This is a genomic window from Bacillus sp. DU-106, assembly GCF_004799705.1.
In the GTDB taxonomy this organism is placed as follows: Bacteria; Bacillota; Bacilli; order Bacillales; family Bacillaceae_G; genus Bacillus_A; species Bacillus_A cereus.
In genome coordinates this window covers 4,495,393-4,515,897 of record NZ_CP026607.1, presented here as the reverse complement: position 1 = coordinate 4,515,897, position 20,505 = coordinate 4,495,393, and the positions used below count along the sequence as shown (strand labels likewise).

Genomic DNA, 20,505 nt, shown 5'->3' with positions numbered 1-20,505 from the left:
GTAGAATGAATAAAAAAACTTGGAGTTTCCTCATTGTTACTGCATTGCTTATTGTTATGACATCATTGTCAGCGATGAAAGGGAGTTTAGAAGTAGGTATTGTTGAACTCGTACAAGGGATATTTACAGGTGGAAATGAAGATGTTGAAGTCATTAAAGATTTACGTTTCCCGCGTATTATTATTGCGTTGTTCACTGGAGCGGCTCTCGCTGTTTCAGGTGTGCTTTTTCAAGCTGTTATGAAAAATCCACTCGCCGATGCTGGGGTAATCGGTATATCTTCAGGAGCAAGTTTTATGACACTCGTTATTATTACGTTGTTTCCGCAATTCTTTTTCTGGACACCCGTATTCGCCTTTTTAGGTGGTGCGCTTGCATGTTATCTCGTTTATTCGTTTTCATGGAAATCAGGATTAAGCCCGCTTCGCATTATTTTAATTGGTATTGCCATTAATGCAATGTTTACTGGATTAAATGAATCATTCGTTACGATTTGTGGGTATTTTATTAAGAGTATTAAGCAAACGACGACTTCTAATATAACAATGAAGACGTGGGGCGATGTAGAAATAATGGTGACTTATGGAACGATTGGTCTTATTCTTGCTCTGTTCGTAGGAGCTTGGTGTAACTTATTATCGCTACAAGATAAGACTGCGAAAAACTTAGGCTTGCACGTGACGAGAGTTCGTCTTATTATTTCTGCCATTGCAGTACTCTTAGCGGCAGTATCAACAGCGATTGCAGGTGTTATTGCTTTTGTAGGATTACTAGTTCCGCATATTTCAAGACAATTAGTCGGTTCAGACCATAAAGTATTAATTCCATTTTCTGCGCTTGCAGGGGCGTTATTAATTTTGACGGCAGATACAATTGGAAGGTTAATTGTGCCACCTAACGAAATTCCAGCAGCAACAATTATGGCGGTTATTGGTGGTCCATTCTTAATATTTTTGCTTAGAAAGAGTGATAAAGTTCATGGAAATTAAAAATGTAACCTTTTCATACGATAACGTAACAAATCGTTTAAAGTCTGTTAGTAGTGAAATAGAAATTGGGAAAATTACAACAATCATTGGACCGAATGGATGTGGGAAATCAACATTACTTAGTGTCATGTCTAGAAACCACGCTCCTAGCAGTGGAGAAGTAATACTTGATGGGAAAGCGATTGGTGAATATAAACCGAAAGAGTTTGCTAGAAAGCTAGCAGTTGTCCATCAACAAAATGAGGCTCCAGCAGATATTACAGTGGAAAAGCTAATAAGCTTCGGGCGTATGCCATATAAAAATATATTCTCTCCGCAAACAGATGAAGATAGAGAAGCGATTGAGCGTGCACTAGTATGTACGAATTTACAAAGTAAGCGTGATAAGCCAATTTATGCTTTATCTGGTGGAGAGAGGCAGCGAGTTTGGATCGCGATGACATTAGCTCAAAATACACCAATGCTCTTCTTAGATGAGCCGACCACATATTTAGATATTTACTATCAGTTAGAAATATTAGAGTTAGTGAAAGAGTTAAATGAAGTGCATGGACTAACGATTGTAATGGTATTACATGATATTAATCAAGCCATTCGTTATAGCGACCATATTATCGTTATGAAAGATGGAGAAATCATTACGAAAGGTATTCCTAATGATGTAATAACAGAAGAAATGGTTAAAGCAATATATGGTGTAGATGTCATTGTAAAGCAGGATGAAGATACCGGATTGTACATGGTACCTATGGGAATCTAAAGGCTGAGCATAATCCGTTTTGAGGTGATAATTTGAATAGTAAGAAAGGACGGAAAAAGAATTCTTTTTTTCAACGCATACTTACAATTGTGTTTTTAGGAATCTTTTTCTATTCAATGTATGAGTTGGGCGGGATTTTCATGGATTATTATGAAAATCGTAAAGTAATGGCTGAGGCACAACATATTTATAAAAGAAGTCCAATGGAAGAAAAATCAGAAAATGGAGAGGTACGTAAACAGTTTCAGGATCTCCAGAAAATTAATCCAGAGATAGTCGGATGGATTACGATGGATGATACACAAATTAATTATCCAATCGTTCAAGCAAAAGATAATGATTACTATTTATTTCGTAATTATAAAGGTGAAGATATGAGAGCGGGAAGCATTTTTATGGACCATCGTAATGATGTGAAATCTCAAAATCGAAATACGATTTTATATGGCCATCGTATGAAAGATGGTTCTATGTTTGGTAGTTTAAAAAAAATGTTGGATGAAGACTTTTTTATGTCTCATCGTAAATTATATTACGATACATTATTTGAAGGATACGACGTTGAAGTTTTTTCAGTATACACGACAACAACGGACTTTTATTACATTGAAACGGATTTTGGAAATGATGCGGCATATGCATCGTTCTTAAAGGAAATTCAAGAAAAATCACTGTACAAAACGGATACGGAATTGACGGCTAATGATGAAATCGTAACACTTTCTACTTGTGATTATGCTCTTGATCCAGAGGCTGGAAGGCTAGTTGTACACGCAAAATTAGTAAAAAGAAATTAAAGAAAAAAGTATAGAATATGAGAAGTGATAGATAACGCTTCTCATATTCTATACTTTAAAAAAGGACTGTTCTTACTGTGCTGCAGCCATTGGCATACGTACAACTTTTACATCATAGTAAGCAATTTTATTATCAAGAATATATTCTGGCATTCCGCCTTGATGTGAGTGAGCATCTTTAAATGCAGCGCTCTTTGTCCAACCTTGGAAATCTTCTTTTGCATTCCAACGAGTGCTAATTGTTACTTCATCATAATCAACTGTATTTTGTGTTAAAAGAACTTCTAGACCTAAAAAGCCTGGCATCGTTTCAACTTTACCTACTTTATTAAAACGCTCAATTAATTTATGCCCATTTCCCTTTGTAATTTTAGCTGTATTTGTAACAATAATCATGTTTATTCCTCCTATAAATGTAGCTATATTTTCAAGAACTCATATACATCAAATGATAATGAAAATCATTATCATTGTCAATGGTAAATGTGAAATATATAAGTTTTTTTCTATTATTTTGGACAGTGAGATTTTCATTTCAAAACATAGTAAATATGTGGCGGTTAAGTGCGAGAATGAGCTAGTTGTACTAGCAAAGCAATAATATGGTATAGTGAAACGAGGCTGTTTTTTCAGTCTCGTTTTTCAAATGCTTCCTGTAGAGAAAGCATGCAAATGGAAAGGAAGTTATTATATGCGATTAGAAGTAACTGTAAAAATAAAACCGAAATTTATAAAAGAAATTAAAAGTGGATATCCGCTTATTTTAAAAGATGCGATTCAAAATTTAAATGATGTTCGTGAAGAAGGAACAATCATCAAAGTAGTAGATGAGAAGAACAACTTTGTCGGAAAAGGTTATTATGGAAAGCAAAATAAAGGATACGGCTGGATTTTAACGAGAAAAGAGAGTGAACAAATTAATCAATCTTTCTTTGAAAGTAAAATCAAATCTGCCCTACATAAACGAAAGCAATTTTATAAATCAAGTGATACGACAGCATTCCGTGTGGTGAATGGTGAAGGTGATGGTCTTGGAGGACTAATTATCGATTATTATGATGGCTACTACGTAGTAAGTTGGTATAGTGAAGGGATTTACACTTTCAGAGATGAGATTATAGCCGCTCTTCAAAAAGTAGCAAACTTTAAAGGTATTTATGAGAAAAAGCGTTTTGATACGAAAGGGAAATATATTGAGGGTGATGATTTCGTAGCAGGAGAGCGCGGCGAGTTCCCACTTATCGTAAAAGAGAACGGTGTGAACTTTGCGGTTTATTTAAATGATGGGGCAATGGTTGGTGTATTTTTAGATCAACGTAACGTTCGAAAACAAATTCGTGATAAATATGCAAAGGGAAGAACAGTGTTAAATATGTTCTCTTATACAGGTGCTTTCTCTGTATTTGCAGCGCTTGGCGGAGCAAGTAAAACGACGAGTGTTGACCTTGCAAATCGTAGTTTAAGTAAAACGATTGAGCAGTTTAGTGTAAATGAAGTTGATTATGAAGCACAAGATATTATTGTAGAAGATGTATTTCTTTACTTCAAATATGCAGCTAAGAAAAAGATGAAATTTGATATGGTCGTACTTGATCCTCCAAGCTTCGCCCGCTCAAAAAAATATACATTTAGTGCAGCAAAAGATTATAAAAATTTATTAAAAGAAACAATTGCTATTACAGAAAATAACGGTATTATCGTTGCTTCTACAAATTGTAGCGCATTCGATATGAAAAAGTTTAAAGGCTTTATCGATACAGCCTTTAAAGAAATGAATGGCAAATATAAAATATTAGAAGAACATTCTTTACCAGAAGATTTCCGTACCATTGATCAATTTAAAGAAGGAGACTACTTAAAAGTAGTTTTCATCGAGAAAATTAAAGGTTAATAAAGAAAAGGAGCTCGAGTTTACTTGAGCTCCTTTTCTTATTGAACGATATTTTGTACTCTACCGACTTGTCCGTCCTGCAATCGCACTTTAATGCCATGCGGATGGGAAGGGGAGTTTGTTAAAATATCTTTTACAATTCCACGTGTTAATTTGCCTGTTCGTTGATCTTGTTTTAATACAATATCAACTTCAAGACCGGGCGCGATATTAGAACGTTTTTGTCCGTTCATTTACACACCTGTACGTCTACGTTGGTTGTTTGTTTTCTTTGTTTGTTGGTTTTGTAATTTTTTCGTTTCTTGGCTTTGATTTTTTGCATTTTGACCATTTCCATTTCCTTGCTTTTTCTTAGCAAGTTGTTCGCGCATTAAATCAGCTAAGCTTACTTTTTTGTTTTCTGACATGATAAGTCTCCTTTATATAAAGTTAATTATGAACAATCGTAGTGAATTTCATCATATCATTGTTAAGGAAGGAAGGGAAGTTGGTTTGAAAATTCATATATTTGTTTCAAGTCTGTAGTAGTTACGATACAATTGAGTTGTTAACGTTTGTAAAAAGGGGATAGACATATGTCACATCATATTTTATTAGTTGAAGATGATCTCTCAATTCAAGAGATGGTGGAAAAGTATTTGATAAAAGAGGGCTTTCAAGTAACAATTGCGTCTGATGGAGAAGAAGGCGTGAACACATATTTAAAAGGTTCATTTGATTTGATTATCCTCGACATTATGATGCCGAAGCTAGATGGCTTAGAGGTTGTACGAATCATTCGAGAAAAAAGTGCTGTTCCGATTTTAATGATGTCGGCAAAAGATACAGATGTTGATAAAGCTGTTGGATTAGGACTTGGAGCAGATGATTACATTTGTAAGCCATTTTCTATGATTGAATTAGCTGCACGTGTAAAGGCAGGTATTCGAAGATCTACGAAATATTCGGCTACAGAAACAACAGAAAAGATGATTCAAATTGGTGATTTAACGATTGATCCAATTAATTTTACTGTGGAAAAAAACGGGAAGCCTCTCAAACTTACTTTAAAAGAATTTGAGATTCTAAAATTGTTTGTAAAAAATCAAAATCGTGTATTTACAAAAGCACAAATATATACACTAATTTGGAACGAAGAGTATTACGGTGACGATAACGTTATTAATGTTCATATGAGAAGGTTGCGTGAGAAAATCGAAAGTGATCCATCTAATCCAGAATATATTAAAACGTTATGGGGTATCGGCTATAAGTTGGAAGTGATGTAATATGGTCAATTTGTTAATAAGTATTATTTTTATATTGTTATGTGTCATTTACATACAATATAAAATGAGAAAAAATAGTAGTAAAAATTTACGATACACATATGAAAAGTTAGAAAGTATTGTAAATGACAAAACAGGCGAGACGTTACTCGTTATGACAGATGATCTAGAATTGCAAAAATTATTAGTGGCAATTAATCAATTATTAGATGCAAAACAGAAAACGAATGCAGATCATGCAAAAGTAGAAATTTCGATGAGAAAAATGCTTTCAAATATTTCGCATGACTTGAAAACACCACTAACAGTTATTCTTGGATATACAGAAATGTTAAATAAGGATAAAACGATAAATAAAGAAGAACAACAAATATTACTTGAAAAAGTGCATACGAAAACACTAGAAGTGATGGAGTTAATTCATAAGTTTTTTGACTTGGCAAAATTAGAATCTGGTGACAAAGCAATTGAAATGACAAAAGTAAATATGAATGAAGTTTGTCGTGAGAAGATTTTATCTTTTTATGATTTAGTGACGGCGAAAGGGTTTCAAGTTCATATTGATATACCAGAAAGAAATATATATGCACTTGGAAATGTAGAAGTATTAGGTAGGGTATTGAACAATTTAATATCAAATGCAATTACATATGGAGACGATGGAAAGATACTGGGTATGACGTTAAGAGATGATGAAACGAATGTGTATATAGACGTATGGGATACAGGAAAAGGGATTGATGAATCTCATATTGATAAAGTGTTTGAGCGTATGTACACACTTGAAGATTCGAGAAATAGATTGTACCAAGGAAGCGGTTTAGGGTTAACGATTACGAAAAGACTGGTGGAAGCGATGGATGGAAAAATCCATCTTTCTAGTAAACCGTATGAAAAAACAATTTTTACAATTGTATTAACAAAGATACAGTTTTAGCTTGTAGAGCAGTAGATTCTACAAGCTTTTTTTCAGCGTAAGGAATTTGTAAGAAACGGGTAAGAAAAAAGAGATTTCCGTTGTCTATTATAGAAATATAGAGTATTGCGAAAGGGGAAAGTAACATGACATATATATTAAAAACAAATCAGTTAACGAAAGTGTTTAAAGGGAAAGAAGTTATTTCCGGTGTTAACATGCATGTGAAAAAAGGAGAAATTTACGGTTTTTTAGGACCAAACGGTGCTGGTAAAACAACGATTATGAAAATGATTACAAATTTAATAAAACCGACGAGCGGTGAGATTGAAATTTTCGGTGAGAAGTTAACAGATACATCTTATGAAGTATTAAAGAGAATGGGGACGATTATTGAATATCCAATCTTTTATGATAAATTAACGGCGAAAGAAAACTTAGAATTACATTGTGAATATATGGGCTATTACGATAAAAATGAAATTGACCATGCTTTACATTTAGTGAAGCTGCAAGGTATAGATAATAAAAAAGTAAAAGATTTTTCATTAGGAATGAAACAACGACTCGGTATTGCAAGGGCAATCGTAACAAAGCCAGAATTACTCATTTTAGATGAACCCATTAACGGTTTAGATCCAATTGGTATTAAAGAATTAAGAGACTTATTTAAAATGCTCTGCAAAGAATATGGCATTACATTATTAGTTTCTAGCCATATTTTAGGTGAGATGGAATTAATGGCGGATACAATTGGTGTCATTCAAAATGGAAAACTAATAAAAGAAGTTTCAATGAAGAGTATTAACGGAAAACAAACAGAGTACATTGAAATTACTGTTCCTGATGTGAAGCGTGCAGCTTATATTTTAGAAGATAAACTTGGTATAAAAAACTACAAAATAATGAGTGGAAACATGATTCGGGTTTATGAAGTGGCGGTGACACAGCAAGCCATTTCCAAAGCACTTATTATGAACGATGTGGAAATTGAAAGTATTAATAAGAAACATAGTTCCTTAGAAGAATATTTCTTAAATGTAATGGATGGAGAGGGCATTCATGCTTAATGGACTGTGGCTGAACCTGGTAAGTGGATTTATCGTAATGCTAGTAAGTGGAATTTTATATTATAGAAAACCAGAGCGGAAATGGTTGTTAATCCTACTAGTGATAGGAATGTTAAGCTTCGTTACTGCTGGAATTAGAATGTTAGCAGCGTAGAGACAGGTATATAAAGAATGGAGGCGTGGTTTATATGTTTAAATTAATGAAGCTCGAATGGAAGAAACATCAATTATCTAGTTACTTTAAAAGTGTAGCAATTTGTATTATAGCAATTTTCGCTGCAGTAAGCCTTATGGCATGGGGAATGAAAGCCGAGGGAGACGTGCTCTTCTTTGACTTCACACAGAACATGGCTTTAGTAAATATTTTTATTAGGATAACATTCATTATTTTTAGTTCAGTCATTTTATCACGTTTAGTAATTGATGAGTATAAGAACAAAACGATACAACTATCATTTATGTATCCGCTACAAAGGAAAATGCTAATGAGTGCGAAATTAACAATTGTTTTCTGTTTTTGTTTTGTGAGCACGATTATCGCGACTTTCATTATTAGCTTGCTCGTATATTTTGTGAGTCCAATGATGGGACTGATTGAAACACCTGCTACGATAGGTGAAATAATAGCTATGGTTCCAGGTACTATTATAAGTGCATTTATGATATCTGGTATAAGTTTAATTCCTTTATTTTTTGGAATGAGAAAGAAATCGACACCGACAACGATTACTTCAGCAGTAATAATTGGCTTGCTGATTAGTGGTAACTATGGTCCTGGAAACGGTCAAGTAAGTATGTTTGATTTTATAGCTATCCCAATCGTGCTCTGTTTATTAGGAATTTTCATTAGTTATCTATCGTTTCGTAAAATCGACAAGATCGATGTGGCGTGAAGCAAGCTTAAAACGAAAACGAACTGGGGTATGAATAGTGAAAAAAATAATAGTAATTGCAATATTATTCATTACAATTGCTAGTGCGGTTTTTGGTTTTAAGATATTTCAGGGGAAAGATTTTAAGAAAGAAAAGTCTTTTGAGATAAATAATATAAAAGAAATAGAAGTAGACAATGAAAACTGGAATCTTGAATTTAAAAGTACAGACGCTAATAAAATAATAATTTCCGCTCAAGGTGAACAAGCAGATAAAGAGATAGATCCCGTCAAAATAGAAAATGATGAAAATAAAATTATGGTTAAGCAAAAACAAGAGGCGAACAAATTTTTTAATGGTTTTACGTTTAGGAAGAAGAATAGTATATGTATAGCTATTCCGAAGAAAGAAATAGATAAAATTGTATTAAATAATAAATCAGGTGATGTGAAAATAAGAGATATAGTAGTAAAAAGTATCGTGACGAAAGGTAAATCTGGGGATGGAATGATTGTAGGACTATCAGCCGAGAAAGGTGAATTCATATCGCAAAGTGGAGAGTTAGTTGTAAAAGATAGTTCAGTACAAGAATTAAATATAAAGTCTACGACTGGTGATAACTATATAACAAATGTAAGTAACTCAAATATGAACATCACTTCAACATTTGGGGAAGTATTGCTGAAAGGTATGACAGAAGGAAAATCATTATTTATAGAAACAAAATCAGGGGATATTGGCGTACGGTATAAAGGTGTCCCGGCATCATTGAAGCTTATGGCTAAAAGTAATTCGGCTGACGTAATAGTGGATTTAAAAGGACTTAAGAAAGATAAAAATACAGAAAAAATAAAAGTAGGAACGATTGGTGATGTAAAAAATGAAGCGAAGATTTTAAGTGAAACAGGAGTCATTTATATTGATTAAATCTTAGGAGGAAGGAGGACACTATCATGCTACATTTAATGAAGCTAGAATTGAAAAAGTTTAAGCTTGGTTGGTACGTGAAGAGAGCAATTATTGCAAATATTGTTATACTGGCATTAATGATCTTTGTGAGCATCATTGCTCAAGTAGAAGGTGATGCAGAAATAAGGAATCCAGAGACGATATTGTTAATGGCTAGCACAATAGTAAGAGCAACGTTTATTGTTTTTGGTAGTGTATTAATCGCAAGGCTAATAATTGGTGAATATAAAAATAAAACAATACTACTTATGTTTTCTTACCCTATTAATCGGAAGAAAATGATGGCTAGTAAGTTGGCTATTACAGCGATAGTAACATTTATAACAGTTATTGTATCTAACATTTTAGTAGTAGGAGTTTTCTTTGGTATAGATAGCTATTTTTCAATTCTTCCTAATTCATTTACAGTAGATCAATTGATGCAAGAAGGAATAAAACTAGTTCCTTTAGCCATTGCAACTGCGGGGATGAGTTTAATCCCATTATATTTCGGAATGCGTAAACGCTCCGTGCCAACTACAATTGTTTCATCTCTTATCGTTGTCACAATTGCAATGAATGGCAACCCAGAGTTTTCTACAGCAACTTTTCTTCCCCTTCAACTAGCACTCGCAGCAATTGGAGTTGTGATTGCGTATTACGGCATTAAAAATATAGAGAAGGAAGATATAGCAGTATGATAAGAATACGTAAAAGGAGTTGGTGTTATACTAACTCCTTTTTTGTATATGTATGCTTCGTTACTACTCTGTAAATTTGGAGTGTTTGCTTAAATACGCTTGTACTTCTGGAGAAATATTAAAGTTATTAGGACTTTTATATTCGATAGTAAACTCTCCGTCTTTATTTGTTTCAAAGGCGATTGCATAGCTATTCATTTTAGCATCGTAAGAAGTGTTTTTGACTTCTGCATCTAGATTAAAATATTTTGTAATATACTCTTTTGATTCCGTAATTGCTGTTTGTTTTCCCCAAGGGGTACCATAATAGGTGAAATAAAGAGATACACTAATAACTCCAATAATAGAAGTTAGTAAAATAGTTCCCATAGCTATTTTTTTATTTTTTGTATTCAATTTGGTTACCCCTCTTCGTAATATGTATTCATTTTAACCTATATATTCCATAAAACAACCATTTAGAAAAAATAGTTTCACATGAAACAAGTTACAGAAAAAGACAAGATGTGTAAACACCTTGTCTTTTTTGTCGTTACATTTTAGGAGCTTCCATTCCAGCCGCAGCCCATTCTTCTTTTGCGGGGCCATATACGCCAGGAACTGTTAAGCCGGCTTGTCGCATTAAAACCGTCATTTGCCCGCGGTGATGATTTTGATGATTAATAAGTGTCATTAAAAATATAGAATTCGGCATAGGGCGACCAAAGAAGTCATTAATAGTTGCTAAATCTTTATTAGTCCATTTACTTTGAAGTGCTTCAACAAAAGCCGCATTCACTTTACGGTACTCATCTGCAATTGTTTTTGCAGAAGTTGGGACAGGATAATCTTTCGTTTCTCCTTCAAACTTTAGCCCTGTGCCAGATAGTATAACAGGAATTGCCGTCACGATATGCCAAGCGACTCTTCCTAACGTCCAATGTCCAGGTGCAATTTCTTGTGATAAAGATGCATCGGTTAATGAATCAAGCATTTTCTGAGTAGACTCTGCTTCGTATGTCCATGATTGCAAGAAGCCTTCAATTGTTTGGTACATTATTGTTATCCCCCTCTACTTATGTTCATAGATTAAGTTCGAGAAGAAATGACAAGTTCCCTTTATGTTTTAATAATGGTATTTAAAATTTTATATATAAATTTTATGATACTATTGAGTGTATATAGAATTATATTAATTCAGGGGGATATTATGAAAAGATTGATTTTAGGAATCATAATTTTATTTTTAATGGTAGGATGTAGCAATGAAACCTATAAAAAAGCAATGGATCAAGGGAAATTGGCGTTAGCGAGTAAAGAATATGACACGGCAGTAGCATCATTTGAGCTAGCATTAGAAGAGAAAAAGGATGATAAAGAAGCAAAGGTATTAAAAGACCAAACTACTAAGATGATAAGTTCGATAAAAGAGAAATCGAGTGGAAATATAGAACAAGCAATAGGTTTGTTTCAAGAAGTAGAAAAGATGAAAGATGGTTCCGCAATCCTTCAAAGTCAAGCGAAAGAACAAAAAGATTCGCTCATAGAGCATAAAGAGTTAAAAGGTCAATATATAGGTCAATTGGAAAAGGCAGAGAAGTTAAAGAATGATAAAAAGTATGAAGAGGCTAAAGGGATAGTAAATAAAATTGTTAACGATACTGGCCAAAATCAACAATTTATTTCGGAAAATCAACGGGCCGAAGAGCTGAATAAGCAAATAGATGGCTTACTAACTCAACAAGCAGAAGTTAAGAAAAAAGAGGAAGAGTTAAAAAATGAAAAGAAAAAAGAGGCTGATATTGGAAAGTTAAAGGGGTCTTGGATGTCATCAGAAAGTACAGACAGGCCAGTTGGGTTGGAAATAGAATCTATTAATAGTGAGAAAACAGGCGGAGAATTTATGGAACATAATATTTTTGGGAAAGGGACTACTATAGGAGACTTTCGAATATTAAGTGTGGACCAAGGGATTATTTCTGTAGAGCTTGTATTTTTAGTGGGGGAAATAAAGCATAAGGCTGATTTGAAAATTGAGGAGAACACATTAACTGTATATCATGAGTTTATGGGGAGTACTGAATCTGTGAAATTAGTGAGATCAGAGTAATTTATCCCGCTATTCACCTGCAGTAAAATTCCCACCTCAAGATTCGGCTGGAGCAAAGAAGTTAGGTGGGAGATCCACTGCTCATAAAAGCCCAATTGGTTTGGGTTAATAATCAGTGGGGATGAAGAACCCCCCCACTAATTAAAGTTTCACTTTATTTAGTATATAAAAAGGAGGCTTCTAACAAGAAGCCTCCTTTTTAATTAACTTTCTTCCCACTCTTCCTCATCAACCATAAGAAATAAGGTGCTCCAAGTACAGCGACGACAAGACCAGAAGGAATTTCTTTCGGATATGCAATTGTTCGGCCGAGTAAGTCAGCAATGGAAAGAAGAATTGCTCCAAACAGTGCTGAGCAAACGAATAGTCTTTGATGGTTCATACCAACAACAATTCTTGCTAAGTGAGGTGCGACAAGGCCTAAAAAGGCAATTGTACCGACAGCAGCGATATTTACTGACGCAAGTAGTGTCGCTAGCACAATTAGAGCAAGACGTGTTTTATTTACTGGTTGCCCAAGTCCAGTTGCTAAATCGTCTCCCAGTACGAGAACGTCAAGTTGTTTTATTAAGAAAAAGATAATGAATACAAGAATTAGAGATGGATATAGAATGATATTTTCTAAGTGATTCCACCCTCTTGCATACGTACTGCCAGATAACCATGTTAAAGCAGCGGCAACATTCAAATTGGCTCTAACGATAAAGATTTGAATAATTGCTGAGCCAAGCGCAGAAATACCAATCCCTATTAAAGCGAGAGCTGTTGGACTAAATCCTGATTTCCAAGAGAAGAAGAGGACAATTCCAACTGCAAGTAGTCCGCCAATAAATGCACCAATTGGTAGGAAGAAACCAGGAAGTGCAGGAAAGACATACATAATCGTTAAAGCACCGACACCAGCTCCCGATGAAATACCAATAATAGAAGGATCGGCAAGTGGGTTTCGTAATATACTTTGGAAAACAAGCCCACTTATTGCAAGGCATGCGCCAGCAATAGCAGCAACGAGCATTCTTGGTAAACGAAGATTCATCATCATATTTTTGTCAAATTGTGTTAATTGACCTGATATAACATTAGTAATGCTTTCGATATAAGCGTTACTACCGATTGTAACACCAAGAGCAATCGTCACAATACAAAGTGTGATAGATATAATGATTACCTTTTTATAAGAGTAATAGCGGGAACTAGCTCCAGCTGCATTCGCACCGTTATCATTCATATATTGTTTCGATTTCATCATTCGATACACTAAGTAAATAAGCCAAGGAGATCCAATCATTGCTGTGACTGCCCCAACAGGAAGTTCTGCACCGGTTGGATCTATTAATCTACCGACAACATCTGCTCCAAGCAATAATACTGCCCCCCATAAGAAAGAAGAGAGAAGAAGAGTAAAGTGTTGACGGTATCCGATAAGGCGCATTAAATGAGGTGCAACTAAGCCGACAAAGCCAATTGGTCCAACAACAGTAACAATTACTGCTGTTAAAAAGATTGCAGCAATGAAGGCGATAAGACGTGTTACTGCTGTTTTTTCACCAAGAGAAATAGCAACATCATCACCAAGTAAGAGAATGTTGAGTTTACGAGACATAAATAGTAAAACTAGGAAAGAAATAATGATAAATGGAAAAGCAAATTGAACGCCATCCCAGTTATTTTGAATAAGAGAGCCAGCTCCCCATAAAAATAAACCAGCTGTTTCATTTTCATAGAAAAGCTGCATCGTTCCGGTAAAGGCAGAGAGCATTAATGTAACGACCATACCAGCTAATGCCATTCTAAGTGGGGTTCCCTTTTTTCCACCAGAAATACGGTATACAAATAAAGCAGTAATAGCACCGCCGATAAATGTGAACAGAAGAGAATTAATTTGTAAATCTTTCGGTAAGAAAATTGTAGCCGCTACTAGAAAGAAATATGCGCCAGAGTGAATACCCATTGTACTGGATTCAGCAAGTGGATTTTTCGTTAACGTTTGTAAAATAACCCCTGATGCAGCAAGAGCGCCTCCAGCTAAAATGGCAATTACAGCTCTAGGTAATCGAAGCATAATTAAAGTTTGATGTTCTAGTGATTGGTTCGGTGAGATAAGAGCATCAATAATCATACTATAGGAAATGTTTGCTTGACCTTGTCCGATATGAATAAAGAAAAGGAGGAGCAAGAGAGCTGCTCCTCCTCCGAATACAAGACTTGCTCGAAGTGTATGTTGTAAGCTATTCATTGTGTAATCACTTCTTCGCTGTCATTACATCTGCTACTTGTGTTGCTAAAGATGTTGCAGACTCAGGACCACCGAAAATCCAAGTGTCGCCTTTTAATTTATACATTTTGTTTTCTTTTTTGAACTTTAATTCTTCCCAAGCAGGGTTGCCTTTTAGTTGCGTGTCAAAAATGTTATCTTCATCCGCTACAATGTAAATGAAGTTTGAATCTTGTACACTTTGTAATGATTCTACAGTTGTTTGTTTAAAACCATCTGGCTCAGATTTTCCTGCTTCAAAAGTATTTGTTAGACCTAATTTTTTTGTAACTTGTAAAGCTAAAGAATTGTCAGTTAAGATACGGAATGTTGGTACGTTTTTAGCAGTAAATGCTTGTGCCATTGCGATGTTTTTATCTTTTAAGTCTGCTTTCTCAATTTTTGCTTTTGCATCAGCGAATGCTTTATCCATATCAGCTAATACTTTTTTACCTTCTTCTTCTTTTCCAACTGCTTTTGCAATTTGTTTAAATGTTTCTGTCATTTCAGCAAAGTGATCGTTATTGCTTGTTGATGGATCAAACATAACTGTTGGTGCAATTTGCTCTAATTCATTTTTAATTGCTTTACCACGGAATGAAGCTGTAATAATTAAGTCTGGTTTTAAACGGCTAATTTCTTCTAAGTTTGGTTGTTGACGTGTCCCTACATCTACAACATCTTTACTCGGTTTTGTTTTTGTATTTACCCATTTATTATAATTCTTAATGTCTGCCATCCCTACTGGCTGAACACCAAGTGCTAATAAGTCTTCAGAATATACCCACTCAAGTACAACTACTTTTTTTGCTGGTTTATCTAACTTCGTTTCCCCTTCAGCGTGTTTAATTGTTAGAGCTTGATTTTTATTGTCCGCTTTTGTTTCTTTTTTCTCCTCTTTTTGCTGTCCGCATCCAACAGCGAATAGAAGAACTACTATGAAAATACTGAGAATTTTCTTCATCTTCTGCCCCCAAATTAAGTGTTTTTTGTAACTAGTACCATAAGTGAAAATGGTTATCAATTACAACACCCAAATCATACTATGAGGATATTTTAAGTGTCAATATATTTTTAAAATTTTGACGAAAAATAACGAACTATACGGATTTTTATATATTATAGTCGCTATTTATGAAGAATAAGCCTCTTTACTAAAAATATTGGCGAATGTGGAAAGTTTAAATGGGAAAGTGGCTGTGTACGATAGTGTAATGTGTATTGTTAATAGTCTGTGGAGATAAGGCGAAAGTACAAGCAAAAGGAGAGTGAATCGCATGTAATAATTACTAGAATGTATGGAGGAAATCTGTGTTTTATCCCCAACTAGGCAAAGTATTTCTTTGTTATTTAGATAGGTGTTTTTTAAGTCGGTGATTGCGCTAAAAAGATCGAATGTAAAGGAAGTGATCAACATGTCTTCATGGAGCAATAACGTAAATGGATATTGTGGGTGTAATAATCAAAATGGTGTACATGTTGATTCATGCTGTTTTAGTTGCGATGGGACAGTTCCTAAGGTTGGTCCAACCGGTCCGACGGGGGCAACAGGAGCAACAGGTGGCACAGGCCCAACGGGAGCAACAGGAGCAACAGGTGGCACAGGCCCAACGGGAGCAACAGGAGCAACAGGTGGCACAGGCCCAATGGGGGCGACAGGAGTAACAGGCGACACAGGTCCAACGGGAGCGACAGGAATAACAGGAGCAACAGGCCCAACGGGAGCGACAGGAATAACAGGGGCAACGGGTCCAACAGGAGCGACAGGAATAACAGGGGCAACAGGCCCAACGGGGGCGACAGGAATAACAGGGGCAACGGGTCCAACAGGCCCAACAGGAGCGACAGGTTCAACAGGGGCAACGGGAGCGACGGGTTCAACAGGTCCAACGGGAGCAACAGGTTCAACCGGGGCAACGGGAGCGACAGGTTCAACGGGTCCAACGGGAGCGACAGGAATAACAGGAGCAACGGGTCCGACGGGAGCAACAGGTTCAACCGGGGCAACGGGAGCGACGGGTTCAACAGGAGTGACAGGCCCAACGGGAGCAACAGGCTCAACCGGTCCAACGGGAACGACGGGTTCAACAGGTCCGACAGGAGCAACAGGAGCGACGGGCTCAACGGGTTCAACCGGGGCTACAGGTACAAGTATCACGGCGACATATGCATTTGCAAATAATACGTCGGGAACAGCGATATCGGTAGTTCTTGGTGGAACGAATGTCCCGCTTCCAAATAATCAAAACACCGGTCCAGGAATTACTGTTTCTGGTGGAAACACAGTATTTACGGTTGCAAATGCTGGTAATTATTATATTTCATATACAATTAATATAACGGCTTCATTATTAGTCAGTTCACGGATTACAATTAATGGAGGGGCACTTGCTGGGACGATAAATTCTCCTGCGGTAGCAACCACATCATTTAGTGCAACAATTATTACAACTCTTGCAGCAGGAGATGCTATTAGTTTACAATTATTTGGTTTGTTAGCTGTCGCAACATTATCAACAACTACCCCAGGAGCAGTGTTAACGATAATAAGATTGAGCTAAGCCATAACTCTTTTACTCTTTTAAGATTAAGAGAGTTTCTACATATAATAAGAAGTTAATGAAGTAAAGCATAGTTATATAAAAGTCAGAATATTATGATTGTAACGCTATGGTGACTATAATATAATGAAAATAACCATCATGAATGAACATTCATTTATTTTTTATGTATTTGAAGGGGGAATGAAGGTGGAAAAACCATGGTTGAAAAGTTATCCAGAGGAAATTCCGAGTACGGTTTCTTATGATATTCAGCCGCTTCATAGATATGTAGAACAGATGGCTTCTCGCTACCCAGAAAAGAAAGCGCTTCACTTTTTAGGGAAGGATATTACGTTTTCGGACTTCCATGATAAGGTGAAGCGGTTTGCAAATTATCTTCAAAAGCTCGGTGTGGAAAAGGGTGATCGAGTTGCTATTATGTTGCCGAATTGTCCGCAAGCTGTAATTGGTTATTACGGTACATTACTTGCGGGAGGTATCGTAGTACAAACCAATCCACTGTATACAGAAAGGGAATTAGAATATCAGCTTCATGACTCGGGAGCAAAAGTAATTCTTTGTCTCGATTTAGTGTTTCCAAGAGTAACGAATGTTCAATCTGCTACAAAAATTGAGCATATTATCGTAACTCGTATTGCAGACTTTTTACCATTCCCTAAAAATCTATTGTATCCATTTGTGCAGAAAAAACAGTCGAATTTAGTTGTGAAAGTATCAGAGAGTGAAACGATTCATCTTTGGAATTCAGTAGAAAAAGAAGTGAATACGAATGTTGAGGTGCCTTGTGATCCTGAAAATGATCTAGCTCTTTTACAGTACACAGGAGGAACAACCGGATTTCCGAAAGGAGTTATGTTAACGCATAAAAACCTCGTCTCTAACACGTTAATGGGAGTTCAATGGTTATATAATTGCAAAGAAGGAGAAGAAGTCGTTCTTGGGGTTCTTCCATTTTTCCATGTTTATGGTATGACAGCTGTTATGAATTTAAGTATTATGCAAGGATACAAAATGGTCCTTATTCCAAAGTTTGATATGAAAATGGTTTTTGAAGCGATTAAGAAGCATAAAGTGACATTGTTTCCAGGGGCACCAACTATTTATATCGCTCTTTTAAATAGTCCGCTTTTAAAAGAATACGATATTTCTTCTATTCGTGCTTGTATTAGTGGATCAGCACCACTGCCAGTAGAAGTACAGGAAAAGTTCGAAAAAGTTACAGGTGGTAAACTAGTAGAGGGATATGGTTTAACAGAATCCTCTCCGGTTACACATAGTAATTTTTTATGGGAAAAGCGAGTGCCAGGTAGCATCGGAGTTCCGTGGCCAGATACAGAAGCAATCATTATGTCGCTTGAAACTGGTGAGGCATTACCGCCAGGAGAAATAGGTGAAATTGTAGTGAAAGGCCCTCAAATTATGAAAGGATATTGGAATAAGCCAGAGGAAACAGCGGCTGTATTGCAAGATGGCTGGCTCCATACAGGTGATGTTGGCTACATGGATGAAGATGGATTCTTCTATGTAAAAGATCGCAAGAAAGATATGATTGTCGCGAGTGGATTTAATGTGTATCCTCGTGAAGTTGAAGAAGTATTATATGAGCATGAAAAAGTGCAAGAAGTAGTGACAATTGGAGTTCCAGATCCATACCGAGGAGAGACGGTTAAAGCATTTGTTGTGTTAAAAGAAGGTACGGAGTGCTCTGAGGAAGAATTAAATCAGTTTGCACGTAAATATTTAGCGGCTTATAAAGTGCCGAAAGTATATGAGTTTAGAGATGAATTGCCAAAAACGACAGTAGGGAAAATTTTACGCCGTGTTCTAATAGATGAAGAGAAGAGAAAGAATGAGGATGAGCAAACGGGCTAAGGCCCTTTCTTTTTGAAAAAATAGGATTGACACTTTTCTAAATAGTCAGTATTATAAGAATATGAATGACTATTCATTCAGTCATCTTCTTGAAGGGGACAGTAAAGTGAAGAAAAATAGACCGAAATACAATCAAATTATTGATGCGGCAGTCATTGTGATTGCGGAGAATGGGTACCACCAAGCGCAAGTTTCTAAAATCGCAAAGCAAGCTGGGGTAGCTGATGGCACGATTTATTTATATTTTAAAAATAAAGAAGATATATTAATATCCTTATTCCAAGAGAAGATGGGAGAATTTGTCGAAACAATTCGTCAAAAAACAGCAGGAATTGAAAGCGCTGTATCGAAGTTATTCATGTTGGTAGAAACGCACTTCTTGCTGTTGTCGCAAAATGATCCTCTTGCTATCGTTACGCAATTAGAGCTAAGGCAGTCCAATCAAGACTTGCGCCTTAAAATAAATGAAGTATTAAAAGGCTACTTACAAGTTATGGATGAGATTTTAGAGACTGGTATAAAACAAGGTGAATTTCAAGCAGATTTAAATGTTCGCGTGGCAAGACAAATGATCTTTGGAACAGTAGATGAAGTTGTGACCAATTGGGTAATGAGCGATCATAAGTATGATCTGGTCGCACTTTCAAAAACGGTACACGGGCTACTTATTGCAGCTTGTGGTTATCGTCAATAATGGGAGGGATCATGTTGAAATTCCTATCTGTAAGAGTTGAAGATCATATCGCGGTGGCGACATTAAATCACGCACCAGCGAATGCGATGTCTTCACAAGTTATGCATGATGTTACTGAATTAATTGATCAAGTGGAAAAGGATGATAACATTCGTGTTGTTGTTATTCACGGTGAAGGACGTTTCTTCTCAGCGGGAGCAGATATTAAAGAATTTACATCTGTTACTGAAGCGAAGCAAGCAACAGAATTAGCACAGCTTGGACAAGTTACGTTTGAGCGTGTTGAAAAATGTTCAAAACCAGTTATTGCGGCAATTCATGGAGCGGCACTGGGCGGCGGCCTTGAGTTTGCTATGTCTTGCCACATGCGCTTTGCAACTGAAAGTGCAAAACTTGGTTTACCTGAATTAACACTTGGATTAATTCCTGGCTTTGCAGGTACACAGCGCTTACCACGTTATGTTGGGAAAGCGAAAGCTTGTGAAATGATGTTAACAAGTACACCAATTACTGGTGCAGAAGCATTAAAGTGGGGACTTGTTAACGGATTGTTCTCTGAAGAATCTCTTTTAGATGATACGCTTAAAGTTGCAAAACAAATTGCTGGAAAAAGTCCAGCAACAACTCGTGCTGTACTAGAGTTATTGCAAACGACAAAATCGTCTCATTACTATGAAGGTGTACAACGTGAATCACAAATTTTTGGTGAAGTATTTACGAGTGAAGATGGAAGAGAAGGTGTAGCCGCATTTTTAGAAAAGCGTAAACCTTCATTTAGTGGCAGGTAGTTCAATTATTTTTTTAATATAAATTAACAGA

23 protein-coding genes are annotated in these 20,505 nt (G+C 36.0%); 16 read left to right on the top strand and 7 right to left on the bottom strand.

Annotated elements, in window-relative coordinates:
• Positions 1-5: 5 nt before the first annotated feature.
• Genes C3Y97_RS22965 through srtB form a run of 3 tightly spaced genes read left to right on the top strand, consistent with a single transcriptional unit; the run spans position 6 to position 2,546 of the window.
• The gene (locus tag C3Y97_RS22965) at positions 6-989 is read left to right on the top strand and encodes a FecCD family ABC transporter permease (RefSeq protein WP_001036848.1); all 984 of its coding nucleotides are present in this window, start codon (positions 6-8) and stop codon (positions 987-989) included.
• Positions 979-1,749 carry an ABC transporter ATP-binding protein gene (locus C3Y97_RS22960; RefSeq protein ID WP_000403758.1) on the top strand — a complete coding sequence of 257 codons (771 nt, stop codon included), beginning with the start codon at positions 979-981 and terminating at the stop codon, positions 1,747-1,749. The genes C3Y97_RS22965 and C3Y97_RS22960 overlap by 11 nt, the downstream gene beginning before the upstream one ends.
• A gap of 32 nt (positions 1,750-1,781) precedes the next feature.
• Positions 1,782-2,546: a class B sortase gene (gene srtB, locus C3Y97_RS22955; protein WP_001086126.1), complete on the top strand. Its 765-nt coding sequence runs from the start codon at positions 1,782-1,784 to the stop codon at positions 2,544-2,546.
• Positions 2,547-2,618: 72 nt separating this feature from the next.
• Here srtB and isdG read toward each other — a convergent pair whose 3' ends face one another.
• The gene (gene isdG, locus C3Y97_RS22950) at positions 2,619-2,942 is read right to left on the bottom strand and encodes a heme oxygenase (RefSeq protein WP_000587818.1); all 324 of its coding nucleotides are present in this window, start codon (positions 2,940-2,942) and stop codon (positions 2,619-2,621) included.
• A 295-nt stretch (positions 2,943-3,237) separates the two neighbouring features.
• Between isdG and C3Y97_RS22945 the strand changes: the two genes are divergently transcribed.
• Entirely contained in the window at positions 3,238-4,437 is a 1,200-nt protein-coding gene (locus tag C3Y97_RS22945; protein ID WP_001235507.1) for a class I SAM-dependent rRNA methyltransferase, read from the top strand.
• A 38-nt stretch (positions 4,438-4,475) separates the two neighbouring features.
• Here C3Y97_RS22945 and C3Y97_RS22940 read toward each other — a convergent pair whose 3' ends face one another.
• Positions 4,476-4,670, bottom strand: a complete 195-nt coding sequence (locus tag C3Y97_RS22940) for a YwbE family protein (RefSeq protein ID WP_001014310.1) — start codon at positions 4,668-4,670, stop codon at positions 4,476-4,478.
• Entirely contained in the window at positions 4,671-4,844 is a 174-nt protein-coding gene (locus tag C3Y97_RS27925) for a hypothetical protein (protein ID WP_001293578.1), read from the bottom strand.
• Positions 4,845-5,012: 168 nt separating this feature from the next.
• On the opposite strand from C3Y97_RS27925, the gene C3Y97_RS22935 reads away from it, so the two are divergent.
• The 7 genes from C3Y97_RS22935 to C3Y97_RS22910 all read left to right on the top strand — a co-directional run bounded on the left by C3Y97_RS22935 (position 5,013) and on the right by C3Y97_RS22910 (position 10,213).
• The gene (locus tag C3Y97_RS22935; RefSeq protein ID WP_000018056.1) at positions 5,013-5,705 is read left to right on the top strand and encodes a response regulator transcription factor; all 693 of its coding nucleotides are present in this window, start codon (positions 5,013-5,015) and stop codon (positions 5,703-5,705) included.
• 1 nt (position 5,706) lies between these two features.
• The gene (locus tag C3Y97_RS22930) at positions 5,707-6,642 is read left to right on the top strand and encodes a HAMP domain-containing histidine kinase (RefSeq protein ID WP_000247686.1); all 936 of its coding nucleotides are present in this window, start codon (positions 5,707-5,709) and stop codon (positions 6,640-6,642) included.
• Between the two features lie 125 nt (positions 6,643-6,767).
• On the top strand, positions 6,768-7,691 hold the full coding sequence (locus C3Y97_RS22925; protein ID WP_000221069.1) for an ABC transporter ATP-binding protein: 924 nt from the start codon (positions 6,768-6,770) through the stop codon (positions 7,689-7,691).
• Complete coding sequence (locus tag C3Y97_RS27920; protein ID WP_000931817.1) at positions 7,684-7,845, top strand: hypothetical protein; 162 nt, start codon at positions 7,684-7,686, stop codon at positions 7,843-7,845. The genes C3Y97_RS22925 and C3Y97_RS27920 overlap by 8 nt, the downstream gene beginning before the upstream one ends.
• 34 nt (positions 7,846-7,879) lie before the next feature.
• Positions 7,880-8,584, top strand: a complete 705-nt coding sequence (locus tag C3Y97_RS22920) for an ABC transporter permease (protein ID WP_000475552.1) — start codon at positions 7,880-7,882, stop codon at positions 8,582-8,584.
• Positions 8,585-8,621: 37 nt separating this feature from the next.
• Positions 8,622-9,491 (top strand): DUF4097 family beta strand repeat-containing protein, encoded by an 870-nt coding sequence (locus tag C3Y97_RS22915; RefSeq protein WP_088322125.1) that lies wholly within the window; start codon positions 8,622-8,624, stop codon positions 9,489-9,491.
• A 26-nt stretch (positions 9,492-9,517) separates the two neighbouring features.
• Positions 9,518-10,213, top strand: coding sequence for an ABC transporter permease (locus C3Y97_RS22910; RefSeq protein ID WP_000902926.1), 696 nt, complete (start codon positions 9,518-9,520; stop codon positions 10,211-10,213).
• A gap of 63 nt (positions 10,214-10,276) precedes the next feature.
• Here the strand turns inward: C3Y97_RS22910 and C3Y97_RS22905 are convergent, their stop codons facing one another.
• Positions 10,277-10,609, bottom strand: a complete 333-nt coding sequence (locus tag C3Y97_RS22905; RefSeq protein ID WP_001093296.1) for a YfjL-like protein — start codon at positions 10,607-10,609, stop codon at positions 10,277-10,279.
• Positions 10,610-10,745: 136 nt separating this feature from the next.
• Positions 10,746-11,249: a DinB family protein gene (locus C3Y97_RS22900; protein WP_000284980.1), complete on the bottom strand. Its 504-nt coding sequence runs from the start codon at positions 11,247-11,249 to the stop codon at positions 10,746-10,748.
• Between the two features lie 153 nt (positions 11,250-11,402).
• Here C3Y97_RS22900 and C3Y97_RS22895 point away from each other — a divergent pair, with 153 nt between their 5' ends.
• Entirely contained in the window at positions 11,403-12,302 is a 900-nt protein-coding gene (locus C3Y97_RS22895) for a tetratricopeptide repeat protein (RefSeq protein WP_000825580.1), read from the top strand.
• Positions 12,303-12,501: 199 nt separating this feature from the next.
• Here the strand turns inward: C3Y97_RS22895 and fhuB are convergent, their stop codons facing one another.
• Positions 12,502-14,538 (bottom strand): Fe(3+)-hydroxamate ABC transporter permease FhuB, encoded by a 2,037-nt coding sequence (gene fhuB / locus C3Y97_RS22890; RefSeq protein ID WP_001087088.1) that lies wholly within the window; start codon positions 14,536-14,538, stop codon positions 12,502-12,504.
• Positions 14,539-14,545: 7 nt separating this feature from the next.
• Entirely contained in the window at positions 14,546-15,520 is a 975-nt protein-coding gene (locus tag C3Y97_RS22885) for an ABC transporter substrate-binding protein (protein ID WP_000722826.1), read from the bottom strand.
• Positions 15,521-15,971: 451 nt separating this feature from the next.
• On the opposite strand from C3Y97_RS22885, the gene C3Y97_RS22880 reads away from it, so the two are divergent.
• The 4 genes from C3Y97_RS22880 (at position 15,972) to C3Y97_RS22865 (ending at position 20,474) form a co-directional block, all read left to right on the top strand.
• The gene (locus C3Y97_RS22880; RefSeq protein ID WP_136363666.1) at positions 15,972-17,117 is read left to right on the top strand and encodes a BclA C-terminal domain-containing protein; all 1,146 of its coding nucleotides are present in this window, start codon (positions 15,972-15,974) and stop codon (positions 17,115-17,117) included.
• Positions 17,118-17,306: 189 nt separating this feature from the next.
• Positions 17,307-18,992 carry a long-chain-fatty-acid--CoA ligase gene (locus tag C3Y97_RS22875; RefSeq protein WP_000414746.1) on the top strand — a complete coding sequence of 562 codons (1,686 nt, stop codon included), beginning with the start codon at positions 17,307-17,309 and terminating at the stop codon, positions 18,990-18,992.
• Positions 18,993-19,098: 106 nt separating this feature from the next.
• Entirely contained in the window at positions 19,099-19,686 is a 588-nt protein-coding gene (locus tag C3Y97_RS22870; protein ID WP_000742223.1) for a fatty acid metabolism transcriptional regulator FadR, read from the top strand.
• 11 nt (positions 19,687-19,697) lie between these two features.
• Entirely contained in the window at positions 19,698-20,474 is a 777-nt protein-coding gene (locus tag C3Y97_RS22865; protein WP_000911292.1) for an enoyl-CoA hydratase, read from the top strand.
• Positions 20,475-20,505 lie beyond the last annotated feature (31 nt).

Bases quoted from the DNA above. Each gene is read 5' to 3' on its own strand.
- C3Y97_RS22880 (WP_136363666.1), top strand. From the start codon at position 15,972: ATGTCTTCATGGAGCAATAACGTAAATGGATATTGTGGGTGTAATAAT.
- C3Y97_RS22900 (WP_000284980.1), bottom strand. From the start codon at position 11,249: ATGTACCAAACAATTGAAGGCTTCTTGCAATCATGGACATACGAAGCA.
- C3Y97_RS22935 (WP_000018056.1), top strand. From the start codon at position 5,013: ATGTCACATCATATTTTATTAGTTGAAGATGATCTCTCAATTCAAGAG.
- C3Y97_RS22885 (WP_000722826.1), bottom strand. From the start codon at position 15,520: ATGAAGAAAATTCTCAGTATTTTCATAGTAGTTCTTCTATTCGCTGTT.
- C3Y97_RS22920 (WP_000475552.1), top strand. From the start codon at position 7,880: ATGTTTAAATTAATGAAGCTCGAATGGAAGAAACATCAATTATCTAGT.
- C3Y97_RS22940 (WP_001014310.1), bottom strand. From the start codon at position 4,670: ATGAACGGACAAAAACGTTCTAATATCGCGCCCGGTCTTGAAGTTGAT.
- C3Y97_RS22865 (WP_000911292.1), top strand. From the start codon at position 19,698: ATGTTGAAATTCCTATCTGTAAGAGTTGAAGATCATATCGCGGTGGCG.
- C3Y97_RS22930 (WP_000247686.1), top strand. From the start codon at position 5,707: ATGGTCAATTTGTTAATAAGTATTATTTTTATATTGTTATGTGTCATT.
- C3Y97_RS22895 (WP_000825580.1), top strand. From the start codon at position 11,403: ATGAAAAGATTGATTTTAGGAATCATAATTTTATTTTTAATGGTAGGA.
- fhuB (WP_001087088.1), bottom strand. From the start codon at position 14,538: ATGAATAGCTTACAACATACACTTCGAGCAAGTCTTGTATTCGGAGGA.
- C3Y97_RS22910 (WP_000902926.1), top strand. From the start codon at position 9,518: ATGCTACATTTAATGAAGCTAGAATTGAAAAAGTTTAAGCTTGGTTGG.
- C3Y97_RS27920 (WP_000931817.1), top strand. From the start codon at position 7,684: ATGCTTAATGGACTGTGGCTGAACCTGGTAAGTGGATTTATCGTAATG.
- C3Y97_RS22960 (WP_000403758.1), top strand. From the start codon at position 979: ATGGAAATTAAAAATGTAACCTTTTCATACGATAACGTAACAAATCGT.
- C3Y97_RS22945 (WP_001235507.1), top strand. From the start codon at position 3,238: ATGCGATTAGAAGTAACTGTAAAAATAAAACCGAAATTTATAAAAGAA.
- C3Y97_RS27925 (WP_001293578.1), bottom strand. From the start codon at position 4,844: ATGTCAGAAAACAAAAAAGTAAGCTTAGCTGATTTAATGCGCGAACAA.
- C3Y97_RS22925 (WP_000221069.1), top strand. From the start codon at position 6,768: ATGACATATATATTAAAAACAAATCAGTTAACGAAAGTGTTTAAAGGG.
- isdG (WP_000587818.1), bottom strand. From the start codon at position 2,942: ATGATTATTGTTACAAATACAGCTAAAATTACAAAGGGAAATGGGCAT.
- C3Y97_RS22965 (WP_001036848.1), top strand. From the start codon at position 6: ATGAATAAAAAAACTTGGAGTTTCCTCATTGTTACTGCATTGCTTATT.